This window comes from Caulobacter mirabilis (assembly GCF_002749615.1).
Classification (GTDB): Bacteria; Pseudomonadota; Alphaproteobacteria; order Caulobacterales; family Caulobacteraceae; genus Caulobacter; species Caulobacter mirabilis.
This window is the reverse complement of the sequence record NZ_CP024201.1, coordinates 2,228,548-2,241,503: the sequence shown is the minus strand read 5'-3', so window position 1 is coordinate 2,241,503 and position 12,956 is coordinate 2,228,548. Positions and strand designations below refer to the sequence as shown.

Annotated in this window: 9 protein-coding genes; 1 reads left to right on the top strand and 8 read right to left on the bottom strand. The window is 69.2% G+C overall.

Features of this window, described 5'->3' with window-relative positions:
• Positions 1–12: 12 nt before the first annotated feature.
• Genes CSW64_RS11075 through CSW64_RS11045 form a run of 7 tightly spaced genes read right to left on the bottom strand, consistent with a single transcriptional unit; the run spans position 13 to position 11,086 of the window.
• Complete coding sequence (locus CSW64_RS11075) at positions 13–1,362, bottom strand: MBL fold metallo-hydrolase (RefSeq protein ID WP_099622162.1); 1,350 nt, start codon at positions 1,360–1,362, stop codon at positions 13–15.
• 13 nt (positions 1,363–1,375) lie between these two features.
• Positions 1,376–4,966, bottom strand: a complete 3,591-nt coding sequence (locus CSW64_RS11070) for a S8 family serine peptidase (protein WP_099622161.1) — start codon at positions 4,964–4,966, stop codon at positions 1,376–1,378.
• A gap of 12 nt (positions 4,967–4,978) precedes the next feature.
• Positions 4,979–5,401 carry a hypothetical protein gene (locus CSW64_RS11065; protein ID WP_099622160.1) on the bottom strand — a complete coding sequence of 141 codons (423 nt, stop codon included), beginning with the start codon at positions 5,399–5,401 and terminating at the stop codon, positions 4,979–4,981.
• Positions 5,402–5,411: 10 nt separating this feature from the next.
• Entirely contained in the window at positions 5,412–6,974 is a 1,563-nt protein-coding gene (locus CSW64_RS11060) for a c-type cytochrome (protein WP_216361270.1), read from the bottom strand.
• 1 nt (position 6,975) lies between these two features.
• A complete protein-coding gene (locus CSW64_RS11055; RefSeq protein ID WP_099622159.1) occupies positions 6,976–8,355 on the bottom strand; it encodes an NADH:flavin oxidoreductase in 1,380 nt (459 codons plus the stop codon).
• A complete protein-coding gene (locus CSW64_RS11050; protein ID WP_099622158.1) occupies positions 8,352–9,239 on the bottom strand; it encodes a hypothetical protein in 888 nt (295 codons plus the stop codon). The genes CSW64_RS11055 and CSW64_RS11050 overlap by 4 nt, the downstream gene beginning before the upstream one ends.
• Positions 9,236–11,086 (bottom strand): peroxidase family protein, encoded by a 1,851-nt coding sequence (locus tag CSW64_RS11045; protein ID WP_099622157.1) that lies wholly within the window; start codon positions 11,084–11,086, stop codon positions 9,236–9,238. Before CSW64_RS11045 ends, CSW64_RS11050 begins: the two co-directional genes overlap by 4 nt.
• Positions 11,087–11,288: 202 nt before the next feature.
• On the opposite strand from CSW64_RS11045, the gene CSW64_RS11040 reads away from it, so the two are divergent.
• Positions 11,289–11,759, top strand: a complete 471-nt coding sequence (locus tag CSW64_RS11040) for a MarR family winged helix-turn-helix transcriptional regulator (protein WP_099622156.1) — start codon at positions 11,289–11,291, stop codon at positions 11,757–11,759.
• Here CSW64_RS11040 and CSW64_RS11035 read toward each other — a convergent pair.
• Positions 11,671–12,858, bottom strand: a complete 1,188-nt coding sequence (locus CSW64_RS11035; RefSeq protein WP_099622155.1) for an oxidoreductase — start codon at positions 12,856–12,858, stop codon at positions 11,671–11,673. The two genes, CSW64_RS11040 and CSW64_RS11035, sit on opposite strands and share 89 nt — an antisense overlap.
• Positions 12,859–12,956 lie beyond the last annotated feature (98 nt).

Sequence of the window (12,956 nt, the reverse complement as noted above, 5' to 3'; positions counted from 1 at the left end):
GCGGAACGCGCGCTAGACGCTGACCTCGTAGAACAGCCTGTCCTCCAGGACGTGCGGCCCCTGGGCCCCGTCCTGGTCGGCGCGCGCCAGCGCCTCGGCGGCCTGCTTTCGCAAGGCCTCCTCGAGCGACGGCAGCGGGATGTGGTCCCAGCGTTTCTTGCCGGCCATGACCTCGTCGACCGGATTCAGGGCCACCAGCAGGCGTTCCATCGATTCCAGATAGGCCTTCAGCGTGGCGTTGTGGCTGCCGTGATGGCCGACCTTGTAGACCAAGGTGCGTCGGACCAGGTCGAGTCCCTCGACCGCCGCCTCTCCTTCGGGCGCGGCCCACTTCACGTCCTTCCAGGACTGCCAGTTGCCGACCTGGGCGTCCGCGGCGAACAGCAGGACGTCGCGGCCGGGGTGGCCGCTCTGGCTCTGGCCGTCCAGCTCTATGGCCAGAACCAGGCTGGTGTTGTTGGTGTCGCTGTCGAGCTTGAGCGCCAGGTCGAGAGCGCTGGAGGCGGCGATGTCGTCGATCCCCCGCCAATCGTCGTCGGCCGCGCCCCCGGTCCAGTAGGCCTTGCGGAAGAACGGCATCGCCCTGGCCGTATCGGTCGGGATGGTGAAGAGCGAGGAGAACGGCCGTCCGTCCGCCTCCAGCGCCGCCAGCGGGCCCAGCTGGCCGATGTAGCCCGCCGCCTCGTATGTCTCGCGCCCCTTCTTCGTGGGCGCCGACCGACGGATCAGCTTGGCGTCGCGGGGCGGCCCCAGCACCATGATGCGAGCGGCGACGCCATCCGGCCGATAGGGAGCCTGGCCCGGCTCGCAGTAGCGCAGCTTCCCGGCCGGGGCCAGCTCGCGGGCGACCTGCACGGCGTCCTCGGTGGTGGCGCCCTTCCCCGCCGCGCCGAGACCGTCGATGCCGAAAAAGTCGGTCAAGCTGCGGATTCGCGCGCCGGTCTGGTCGTCGCCGATCGCGAAGGCCTGGTTGGTTGCGGCCTTGAGCGCCTCGACGGCCCGCTCGCGGTACTTGGCCGGCAGCAGCGACTGGGCGAAGGCGTCTTCGGGATTCTCCGTCCAGGCCATCCAGACCTGGCCGACCTCCTTGAGACTGCGGAAGGTCTTCTCGGCCTGAAGAAACCCCGAGACGTGATCGCCGTGCGCGTGGGTCAGCACGATCAGATCGAGCCGGCCGTCAGTCACGGCGACGACGTCGTCCATCACGGCGTTGATCTTCTCCTTGGCCTTTGACGTGCCCAGGATCACGCCGCAGTCGATCAGGATGCTGTAGTCCCGCCCGCCCGCGCGAGGCAGGCGAACCAGCAGGCAGTCGCCGAGGCCGTGGCGGTACATGCGGATCTTGGCGCGATGACCTGGCATGGCCCCCTCCGGCTCAGTGACAGCGGTGCAGCAGGGCGAACGGCTCGCGCTCGTCCTGCGTCGCGAAATAGTTGCCCCCCGGTCCGCCCGGCTCCGGACTGGCCGGCATGCTGCGCGCCAAGGCGATATTGCCGACGCGCTTGCGGATCAGATAGCGCGCCTCGAAGGTCTCGAGATCGAAGAGGACGGTGCAGCCCCCGCGGCGACGGATGCCGATGCCGTCGATCCAGGCCTGGGTGATCTCGACGACGAGGTCGCTGCGGCTTTGTCCGTCGGGGCTCACCCGTCGCGCCGGGCGAACGGAATGGACCTCGATGCGCTTGATCTCGACGGTTTCGGAACGCTGTTCGCCGTCTTCCTCCCAGTGGATCTCCCGCTTGCCGGGATCGCGGAACAGCCCCAGCGCCTGCAGCTCGGTGTCCGTCGCCTTGACCTCCACGGGAACCTGCTTGCCGTCCTTCCAGGTCTTACCCGTCAGCCAGCCGTGCAGGACACGGGCGTTCTCCCGCGAGGTCTCCCAGGCCTTCTCCCGGGCGCCGCTGCGGTTCCACCCCAGGTCCATGCTGGGCAGCAGCGCGCTGACAGTCTTGATCGGCGTCGGCGGCGCCTCCCAGACCACGCTGCCGGGCGACAGATGCGGCACGTTCGGCGGGAAGATGCCCCGCTTGGTGAAGCCGCCGATCAAGGCCAGGCGATAACCGCGCGGATCGTTCGGAACGACGTCGCGATCGGCGGTGATCAGCGCGCGCAGATAGTCCCCGAACGTCACGTCGACCGGCGGGCAGTAGTCGAGCGCCCGGATGCAGATCGTCAGCAGCTGCGAGGCCAGGGTCGCGGCTTCCTTCGCCAGGGCCTTGACCAGGGGCTGCGGCATCCGCCCCTCAGGCATCACTCCGGAGCCGCCGGTGGCCAGGGCCACGACCTCTTCCTGCCGCGCGGCGTACAGCGTCAGGAAGGCGTCGAAGACCGCCGCCACCAGCCGCGCGCCGCGGTCGTGAGCCTCGTCCGGCAGGTCGGGGCCGACGCCCTGCAGAGTCGACAGGTTTTCACGGGACAGCTCGTCGCCGCCGTCTCGCAGGGCCTGTTGAAGCTGGCCGGGACGGCTCGTGGCGCGGCCGAACTCGATGGCCAGCAACCGCAGCAGACCGGCGTTGAACAGATCCCCGCGGCTCTTGGCGATCTGCTGCTCCAGCACCTCGGGCAGGGTGAAGTGCTGGAACAGGGCGACGATATCGGCGAACGCCTCGTGCAGCGCCATCGAGTCCGGGTGACTCGACTCGCGGTAGCGCGGATGCAGGCCGTCCAGCAGCGCGTGGCTGGTCTCATGGGCGACGATGTCGTGCGACAGGCAGCTGAACGTCAGCTGGCCTTCCGGCGTGTCGCGCCAGTCGCCGCCGGCCGGAAAATACCCGAACAGCAGCGCCTTCCGCTCCGGGCTGTAGTAGGCGTTGGGGCCCCGGAACGCGTGGGGATAGACCCTCAGCCGCTGGACGAACTGTTCCGACCGATGCTCTGACTGGGTCTCGGGCTGATGCGTCGCCCAGAGCGCGGTCCGCCCGAGCGCGCGTTCGAAATGGCCAATCGTCTTCATCGCGACCGCGTAGACCATCTGTTGGTGAAACCGCGGATCGCTCGGCGTCGGCGCCAGACCGTCCTGGCTGAGCAGATAAGGATGGTTCAGGTCCACGGGCGCATAGGCGGCGGCGCTGGCGGGATCGATGTCGACCACCTCGAGATATTCGCCCACAGGGCCGGGCTGCAGCTCCGGCTCCCAGGGAATGTCCAGCTTGGCGACGTTGATCGCCGCGGTTTCCTGCGCCAGGTCGAGCGAGGGATCGAACGCGTACACCCTGAGCCGCCGGATCGCCGGCTGGGACACCGGCGGATCCACCGCGCGCCGCAGATGCACCTGCGCCATCTCGAGCAGCTCGGGCGCGACGACGGCCTTGTCGCCCTTGGCCGAGGAGCGGGCCGGCGGCGAAACGCTGCGGCTGTCGGCGTCCAGCAGGAACTGCTTGAGCGTCGTCGAGGCGCCGGGCTGGTCGGCCAGAGCCTCGGCGATCGCCCGTCGAGCCTCGGGCGTCAGCGACCCCGGCGGGCGCTCGGGATCCGGCAGCAGATCCTCGACCGCCTTGGACTGCGACAGCTGCAGGGCCTCCAGCTCCAGCATGCGCAGGCGCGCCGGATCCGGCGGCGAGACGCCGAGACCGGTGAACAGCCGCAGCAGCGGAAACTCGGCGCTGGCGGAGTCCTCCTGCTTGAGCTGTTCCGAGGCGACGGGGGCGTGCTGGAGGGCGATGTCCGACTGCAGCCGCCCCCGCCCGAGCTTCACCCGATCGCCCGCCTCGGCGCTGTCGTAGAGGGCGCGACGGACCGCCTCGACCTTCATCCACCCCTGAGGATAGGCGTCCAGCTTGGCGCGATGGCGGGCGATCCACAGGGCGGCGGCGGCGGCGATCTGGGGGGTGGCGCAGGAGGTGCCCTGCCCGCTCCAGTTCACCAGCTGGCCGCAGCCGCCGACCGCCCAGGGCAGGTTGGGCGTCGAGGCCGAGAGCGCCGTCGCCATCTTGCTGTCCGGGCCGTAGTTGCCGGCCATGCGGTCGAAGCCAAGATCTGCATAAGGGCTGCCGTCGGCCATGACACCGCAGGCGGCGATCACCCGCCGGAACCGGGCCGGAAACACGATGTTTCGGGTCGGCAGGTTGCCCTGGTTGTTGCCGGCGGCGGTGACGATGAAGACGCCGGCCTCATAGAGCCGGTTCACGGCCTCCGCCCAGGCCTGGGAGGCGACGCCGCCCATGCTCATGGTGACGACATCGATCCGCGTGGCCGGATCGCTCCGCAAGCCGTAGACATAGTCCAGCGCCTTGGCGAAGGCGCTCGACCGGAACAGCACCACCCGATCGGCGATGCGGATCGGCACGACCTCGGCCCCCGGCGCGCCGCCGTACATCCCCCCGGCCAGGAGGGCGATGGTGCCGGTTCCGTGGCCGTCCTGGACCCAGAGGCCTTCGGCGCGGTCGGTGGCGTCGTTCGGCCGGTCTGGCTCGACGAAGTTGCGCTGCAGGTCGCCCCGCAGATGCTTGGGCAGCGTCGCATGACCCGGGTCGTAACCCGTGTCGATATGGGCGACGCGGGCCCCCGCCCCCGCGCCGCCGCTGATCGCCGCGAAGCCCGAGTGGCCTGTGTCGCGGAACCAGAAATTATCGCCGGGAATGCGCGGGAAGTTGGTCCGCTGGGGCTCGGCCGTCGTCGGGCAGTTGGCGGCCAGGCCGAAGTCGACCCGCGGCATCGGGTGGTTCCACTGCTGCCACAGGTCCGGCTCGGCGAAGACCACACCGCCGCCGGCGGCGCCCAGCGAGGATCCCTCCCCCGTCAGGTCGTGGCAGAGGTCCCAGAGATTACGCTCATCACCGGCTTCGAGCGCCACCCGCTGCCAGGTCGCGCGGTCGCCGGCGGCGGCGAAGGCCCCGCCCCGGTCGGCCTCGATATGGTCGAACAGCGGCTCCGTTGAGAGTCTTAGCGTCGTCACGCCGACGCCCAGGTTCACGGTCTTGAGGGGCGGCGCCTTGATCAGGACGGCCGGCGTACGGTCCGTAGCCATGGCGGAGGCCTCCTACGGACGGGTCATGATCGTGGCGCGGAACAGGCGGACATAGAACACGAAGATGATCGCGGCCCACAGGTAGTCGAACAGGGCGAACCACAGGAAGCCGCCGCCGCAGAACACCCAGACCGTGCCCATCCAGACCCGCCCCAGGATGCCGATGATGTTCGGCGCCCGCTTGTGCACCGGATCCAGCAGACCCGGCACATACAGGGCGGTGACCAGGATCAGCGTCGCACCCCAGCCCCGGGTCCAGCCGGCCGGGATCGGCTCAGGCAGCTGGAACATGTGCGCCACCGTGTTCGGCGCGAACAGGCACAGCAGCCCGATGACGATATGCAGGGCCATGTTGAAGCCGAGGACGCCGCGGTAGGCGTTGAGCGCGCCCCTCGCCCGCTCGCCAGACCAGCCGATGCTCAGGCCGTCGCTCATGATCGCTCCCCTAGAAGGTCAGAAGATAGGCCAGCAGGTCGGCCTTCTGCGCCGGGCTCAGGGTCGTGCCGTAGACATGCCCTCCGGCGCCGTTGCCGACCAGCGTCGTGTCGTAGCACTGGGTCCCCGCGGGGGCCTTGGCCGCCGGATCGCAGGCAGTCGTGATAAAGCCGCCGTTGACCGGATCGACCACGTCCTGGCCGCGTCCGCGCAGGAAGGCCCTGGGCCGGTCGGCCGGCGCCTTCAGCAGGTCGGCCAGGGTCGGCACCGAGCCGTTGTGCAGGTAGGGTCCGCGCAGCCACAGGCCGTCGAGCGGCTGGTTGGCGTAGCCGTCGGTCTTGCGGAACTTGGTGAACCGATAGGGCGTGCCGGCGAACATCTTCGACAGCTGCTGCTGGCGGAAGGCCTCCGTGTAGGAGTCGAGCCGCGCCCGGTCCGTGCCGATCTCGGCGATCGGCGTCACCTTGCCCAGATACGGCCCCGAGAAGACGTAGCCGCGGGGCTCCTGGGCGCCATGACAGGCCGCGCAGTCGGCCTTGTAGAGACCCCGTCCTCGCGCCACGGCCGACGCATCCGGCCGATGCGGACTGGCCGGCGCCGGCAGGTCCATCAGCCAGTCGGCGACCCGCCGGATCGCCCTGTGGTCGACGGTCTGGGGCGTCACCCCGGCCCCGATCGCGGCCGACAGGTTGCGCTCCTGCAGCGAGGTGTTGTTGCCGTCCCAGTGCAGCTCCATGCCTTCGCGGGGGCGCTGGTTGAAGATGGCCGGGAAGTCGGAGACGCCATGGACCTCCGCCTCGGACAGACTGGCCGCCGGGGTTCCGAACTGGATCAGCTTGTAGGGATTGAAGGTGTCCACCCGGCCGGGTCCCCAGGACGACTGGCGCTCCATCAGCGGGACCAGCCGGCCGCGGATGCGGATCAGGCCTTCCCGGAACCGCGGCGCCACCGCCGCCTTCCATACGATCCGGTCGAACCAATCCTGATGTGCGCCGGCCTTCTCCATCGGGCCGAACAGCTGCTGCGGCTCCAGGCGCTCGTCGGCCGCCGCCTTGAGCAGCAGAGCGACAAAGCGGTGGAAATCCAGGTTGTTGGACGGCATTCCGGCCACGATGCGCGGCTCGTCTTTCGCGGAAGCACGCCATGTGCCGGTGTGGCAGGTGGCGCAGTTCAACCAGACGACGTCCACGCCGTTGACCTGGCGCCGCGACACGCCGATCGGCAGCTCCCTGCGCCGCCCCTTGGCGTCCGTCTCATAAATGAAGCCGAAGGCGCTGAAATCATTGCGACCTTCGAACTCCTCCGGATACAGCGCCGGCAGCGCGCGCCAGATGTCGTAGGGCACCCCGCTCTGTGGTTCGGAGCCGATCGAGCCGTACTTGAAATGGTCGACCGCCGCCGCGTACTGCGGCGTCGCTGATCCGGTCAGCCGCAGCGCCGCGCAGAGGCCCAGGCCCAGCACCGCCACGCCCAGGCCGATCAGCAGCGCCAAAACGATCAAGCCAAGCCGCAGCCGCCAGCGCCGTTCGGCCAGATAGCCCTCGACCGCCGTCACCGGTTGCTTGGCCGCCATCCTACAGCTCCGACGCCAGAGGGATGCGCATGTCGGCGCGCGGCTTGTAGACGCTCATGATCTCCTCGATCATGGCTTCTCGGGACGGGAACCGGGCCTCCTCGTAGCAGCCCATCGGGTTCTTCGGCGCGTTGGCCAGGCACTTGTTGCAGTAGGTGCAGGGTTTCTCGGGCAGGTCGCGGCCGGCGGCCCACTGCTTGACCAGATCCTTGTTGGCCATCAGCGAGCGGGCGATCGAGACGCCGTCGACGGCGCCGCCGGTGATCGCCTCGCGGATGTAGGACGCGGTCTGGAACCCGCCGGTGCACAGCACCGGGATGGTCACCGCCGCCTTGATGGCCCGGGCCTCCTCCAGGCTCACGCCCTCGACGGGATGACCCTTCTTCATGCGAAACCAGATCCAGTGGAAGATCGGCCGCAGCAGCGGGTAGCGGAACAGCAGGAAGTTGCGGAAGCCGTAGACCCCCGAGCTGATCATCGCGTCATAGGTCACCGCCAGGATGTCCAGCGGCAGATCGCCCGGCGGATTCAGCGGGTGCGGGAACAGCGAACCGGACGAGACGTGGATACAGTCGGCGCCCGCCGCCTCGACCCATTTGGCCACCTGGACGGTGTCGGCCAGGGTGTTGCCCTTTCCCTCCCAGGGGATGACGTTGTTGCGGTCGATCGCGCTGAGCTTGACCTGCAGGTGGAAGTCGCGCCCGACCTTGGCCCGGATGGCGCTGATCACGTCGAGCAGGAAACGGGCCCGGTTCTGCAGGCAGCCGCCGTACTCGTCCTTGCGGTCGTTGATGCCCGAGCTCAGGAACTGGGTGAACAGATAGCCGTTGGCGGCGTGCAGCTCGACCCCGTCCAGCCCCGCCTCGCGCGCCCGCCAGGCCCCCTCGGCGAACGCGTTCACGGTGTGGTCGATGTCGCCCTTGGTCATCGCCCGGCAGAGGAAGCCGTGCAGGGTCTCCTTGTTGCTGGTCGAGGTCAGGCTCGGCCGCATCTGGTTGTGGACGCCGGGAATGTCCATCTGCCGGCCGGAATGGCTCAGCTGCATGATGTATTTGGCGTCGAAGCTGTGGATCGCCTCGCCCAGCTTGGCCCAGAGCGGGATGAACTCGTCCCGGTGGACCGTGGCGTAGCCGGCGATGATCCGCCCCTCCATCAGCACCGGAACATAGGACGAGATGATCGCCCCGACCCCGCCGGCCGCGAACTTGCTCTCCCAGTTGATCCGCGTCTGGGTGAGCGAGCCGTCCTGGTTGTCGAAGATCCCGGACAGGTTCGAGCGGAAGATCCGGTTCTTGACCGTCAGGTTTCGGAACTTCAGCGGCTGGAAGATCGGATCGCCGGCGGCCGCGGCGTCGGCGGGCGTGCGCAGGGTCTCGGTCATGGCCGCGCCTCCCCGCCCTTGGCTTCGCGCCAGACCGCGCCCAGCAGCGAGGCGGTCCAGTGGTGCGCCGGGCAGCGGCTCCAGCTGTCGGTCATGAACACGACCTGCCGCGAGGGCGCGCGCAGGCGGGCGGCGTCAAGCTGGAAGAGGGTCAGAACCCCCTCCTCGACCTCGCCCCAGACCGTGCTGGCGGGCGCCTTCCATTGGCGCAGGACGGTCGCCGGCGCGACGGCGCAGCGGCAGATGACCGCCGCCTCGGTCAGGCTGTCGCGCGTCATCGGCTGGCGCCACAGCCCCCGCATGATCTTCAGGCCCCGCACCAGGTTGTGGACGGCGACCCCGGTGGCGTGCACCGCGGCCGGATCGCCGTCGACCGGCCTGGCCAGCGTCCGGCGCGCCCGGCCCACGGCGCCGGTGAGAGCCCACCACAGCAGCTGCAAGGGATTGAACGAGCGCGGCGCGGCGTCCAGCGTCCTGGCGGCGCGCCAGCGGTCGCTCCGCGCCTCATAGCCTGGCGAGAACAGCTCGCCGATCGCCGCCTGGGCCGTCGGCCCCAGTACGGACTCGCCCAGCTCGCCGCGGACGTAGCCCGCCAGGGTCGCCCGTTGCTGCGGCGTGCCGAGCTGGGCGTTCTGCAGTCTCTGCTCGAGCAGGGCCTGCAGCCGCGCGCGGTCGGGCGCGCCCCTCGCCGCCACCGCCGGCAGCGGATGGCCGTCGACCTGCAGCACCCTGCGGATACGTCCGGCCAGCATGCGGTTGACCAGCGGTCCGGCCTTGACGAACCGCCGATCCAGCCGGGCGTCCTCCGACAGGGCGTGGATCGCCGCGGGATCGTCGAGCCGGATGACGTCGACGAGGCCGGGCAGCCGGAGGCGCCCGCTCATCCCGCCGTCCCCTTGGCCCAGGGAAAGAACATGCTCCGGCAGTCCGCGAAGTGGACCGCCAACTCCGGCATATGGCGCTGCATCACGCTGCGCATGCCGTTGTCGCGCACCCAGGCGAAGCCGGTCGGGGTGTAGACGTCGGCGTTGAAGTCCTCGCCGTAGAACCGGTCGCTCTTCAGCCGTCGGGTGGCCATCAGGATGAAGATCCGGAAGGCGGTGTCGGAGAAGCCGAACCCCGGCGGCGTGCCGTTGCGGCTGCACTGGCTCTCGGCCAGGGTGCCCACCAGCAGGTCGACCTTCTCGATGTCGCCGTAGATCTCCCGAAGCTCCTTCTGCCAGTCCTTGTTGTCGGTCAGCTCCTCGAAGGACTTCGGCGCCCGCATGCTCATCAGGCGGCGGAACTCGCAGTAGCGCGGCACGCCCCGCTCGCGGTCACGCAGGATGTCCGTCGCCGCCAGGTCGGTCAGGACGTCGTTCTCCCGCTTGGGCGGCAGGTGGCGCAGGGTGTTCGGGTAGTTGTGCAGGCACAGCGCGCCGGGATGGCTGGTGGCCAGGGAATAGACGACGTCGGAGAAGCTGACGTGGTTGTAGACGTCGCTGGCGTTCCCGCGGGCGACGCCGATCAGGTCCCGCTTCAGCAGCTCCTTGTCGTTTCGCCGGCTGCGGAACGAGTATTCGTCCGGCATCAACGGATGCATCCGGTAGCAGGCGGCGAATTCCTCGGTCATCGCATAGGGAGCCGCGTGATGGTTCACCGGCGAGCCGGCGACCCCGAACAGAATCTCGCTCTCCCCGCCCCGTCCGAAGGCGCGATAGAAGGTCTCGCCGGCCAGCCCCCACCAGTTGGCGCGCATCGCCACCCGGCCTTCCGGGCTGTTCATCAGGGCCGGCGTCCATTCGACGGTGTGGATCTTGGCCAGCAGGGCCGAGACCACCAGACGCGCCTTCTGGAACAGCCATTCGCCGCTCTCGGTCGGATAGTCGATCCTCAGCCGGTCGACGACCGCATTGTGCTCGCGGGCGAACAGGGTGTGCATCACCGACAGGCCGATCCACCAGTTGCCGTTGACGCCGGCCAGTTCCAGGCCTTCGATCTTGGCGTCGGCGGCGATGGGCAGATGGCCGTTCGGCTGCAGCCACAGCTTGCCGTCCGGCAGCACGTCCTTATCGCCCGGCCTGGTCCGGACCTTCTTCTGCCGTTCGAGGGTCGAGCCGTAGATCTGGGACGCGTCCCACCAGTGGGTCTCGACGTTGGTGTAGGCCTGCGGCCGCCCCGCATCGCCGGGCCGGTGGCCGTCCCGCAGGGTTTTGAGCACCTCCATCTTCCCGCCCGGCCAGCTGTCGCCCTCGGGAATGTCGACATAGTATTTGTCGTTCGGGTCGTTCTCGCCGTGGCTCAGCCAGTCGTGGACCATGAACTGCAGCCAGGCCGCGGCCAGGGTGTTCAGGTGCGGCACCGGGATGAAGTCCTTGCGGGCCAGCAGGCGATTGCTGACGACCCGCGGGTTCGGGGTCATCAGGGCCGGCTCCTCCTCGCCGAAGGTGCGCTCGATGGGCATGTTGCGGCCGAACCGCGCCCCGACCATGCCCATCCAGGGATGCGCCAGGTCGTTGTAGCTGCCGTCGGCGGTGCGCGCCTCCCGGACGTCCAGCTGCGCGGGCGACGGCTGCGGCGCGCCGGGTTGGGGCGCCGTCTCGGTGTCGTAGAGGTTCTCGTGCCGCATGTTGACGCGCAGCCCGGCCAGCGTCGGCACGGCGATCACCGTCGGGTATTTGTGCCACGGCTGAAAGCGGCTGAGAAAACGGGCCGTTCCGCCCAGAACTGTCTCGAAAAGCGAACCCGCCACGCGTCGCACCTCCCCGGCCTCGAAACACGCAATTGGTCAGCGGGAGCTAAAGCACCCCCATAGGGCGAGAGGTAAACACGAAAACAAAACAACCGCGAGTGGAATATATCGATGTTCCGTGACTTGCGGCGGAAGGTCGCTTCAGTTGCACGGCGCCCGGGTTTCTGATCCACCCAAGAGCGAGCCCGGAGCCGAGCGAGTCATGCACAATCCCCTTCTGATGATGAACCTGCTCAGCGCGGTCTACTGGTTCGACGAGGCGCTGCAGACGGCGCTCAAGCGCGAGGGCTGGCCGGCCATCACCCGAGCCCAGTCGCTGTTGTTCGCCAACCTCGCGGCCGGCGAGTACCGGGCTTCGCGCCTGGCCCGGAACCTGGGCGTCACCCGGCAGTCGATCAGCGAAATGCTGCGTGAACTGGAAACGCGCGGCCTGCTCACCACCGAGGCCGACCCGAACGACCGCCGGGCGCGGGTGGTCCGCTTCAGCGAGGAGTCGGAGCCTCTTCGTGAAGCGGCCCGCGACGTGCTCCGCCAGCTCGAGCGTGAACTGAAGACAAGGATCGGGCCGGAGGCTTTCGGCGGCCTCATCGGCGGCCTGACGGCCGAATGGGGGGCGCCGCCGGACGTCCAGGCGCAGAAGCCGGTTCATCCGGCAGGGTCGGGTAGTCGGTGAATCCCTCCGCCAAGGGGCTGTAGAGCGTCGCTTCGTCCCAGCCGTTCTCGGGCGCGTCGCGCCGGATTCGTTCGGGCAGGTCCGGATTGGCGATGAAGCGCCGACCGAAGGCGATCAGATCGCAGCGGCCCGCCGCGAGGGCCGCCTCGGCGCTCGTCCGGTCGAACTCGCCGGCGGCGATCAGCGTCCCGCGGCGGCGTTCGCGAACGAAGGCCAGCACGTCGAAGTCCTCTGGTCCCAGGCGCAGGCTCCAGGTCGGCCGCTGCAGGTGGACATAGGCGAGGTCCAGCCGATCCAGCATCCGGAGCAGGACATCGTAGGTGTCGACGACCTCCGCCAGAGCCATCTCGATCCCGTTGTAGGCGAAGGTCGGGCCGATCTTGACCCCGACCCTGCCGCCGCCCGCCGTGGCGATCATGGCCTCCAGGGTCTCGATGACGAACCGGCATCGGGCTGTGGCCCCGCCGCCGTAGCCATCGGTCCGGCGATTGGCGGCGGGCGTGAGGAACTGTTGGTGAAGCAGGCCGCTGGAGGCATGCAACTCCACGCCCTCGAAGCCCGTTTCCCGCGCCCGCCGGGCGGCCTCGGCGAAGGCCTCGACGATCATCGGAATCTCGCCGGTTTCGAGGCCGCGCGGCGTCGGCGCCGGAACCTTGCGGACGCCGGCGTGCTCGCTCTCGGCCACGCGCACCTGCCCGGCGAAGGCGATGGCCGAGGGCGCGACCGGATCGCCCCCGCCCGGCTGCAGCCTGGGATGGGAGACCCGCCCGCCGTGACAGAGCTGAAGGAACATCCGCCCGCCGGCCTCTCGAACGGCGTCCGTCACCCCGCCCCAGGCGGCGATCTGGGTCTCTGAGCAAAAACCGGCCGTGCGCGGCGTCAGCCGCCCGCGCGGCTCGACATAGGCGCCCTCGCCGATCAGCAGCCCCGCCCCGGCCCGCTGGGCGTAGTAGCGGGCGTTCAGCGGCGCCGGCACGCCGTCCTCCCCGACCCGGAAACGGGTCATCGGCGACATCACCAGGCGATTGGGCAGACTCACCGGCCCGACGGCGGCCGGCGACAGCAGGTGCGGAAACCGCAGGCGCGTCCGAGGCGTCATCTGCTTCCCCAGAATGAATGTTCGGAACCTTGACAGAAATTATTCGATACCTATGGTTTCCGATTATGTCAGGAATCCTGACATGAACAAGTCGGCCC

Bases quoted from the DNA above. Each gene is read 5' to 3' on its own strand.
- CSW64_RS11070 (WP_099622161.1), bottom strand. From the start codon at position 4,966: ATGGCTACGGACCGTACGCCGGCCGTCCTGATCAAGGCGCCGCCCCTC.
- CSW64_RS11050 (WP_099622158.1), bottom strand. From the start codon at position 9,239: ATGAGCGGGCGCCTCCGGCTGCCCGGCCTCGTCGACGTCATCCGGCTC.
- CSW64_RS11035 (WP_099622155.1), bottom strand. From the start codon at position 12,858: ATGACGCCTCGGACGCGCCTGCGGTTTCCGCACCTGCTGTCGCCGGCC.
- CSW64_RS11040 (WP_099622156.1), top strand. From the start codon at position 11,289: ATGCACAATCCCCTTCTGATGATGAACCTGCTCAGCGCGGTCTACTGG.
- CSW64_RS11065 (WP_099622160.1), bottom strand. From the start codon at position 5,401: ATGAGCGACGGCCTGAGCATCGGCTGGTCTGGCGAGCGGGCGAGGGGC.
- CSW64_RS11060 (WP_216361270.1), bottom strand. From the start codon at position 6,974: ATGGCGGCCAAGCAACCGGTGACGGCGGTCGAGGGCTATCTGGCCGAA.
- CSW64_RS11075 (WP_099622162.1), bottom strand. From the start codon at position 1,362: ATGCCAGGTCATCGCGCCAAGATCCGCATGTACCGCCACGGCCTCGGC.
- CSW64_RS11055 (WP_099622159.1), bottom strand. From the start codon at position 8,355: ATGACCGAGACCCTGCGCACGCCCGCCGACGCCGCGGCCGCCGGCGAT.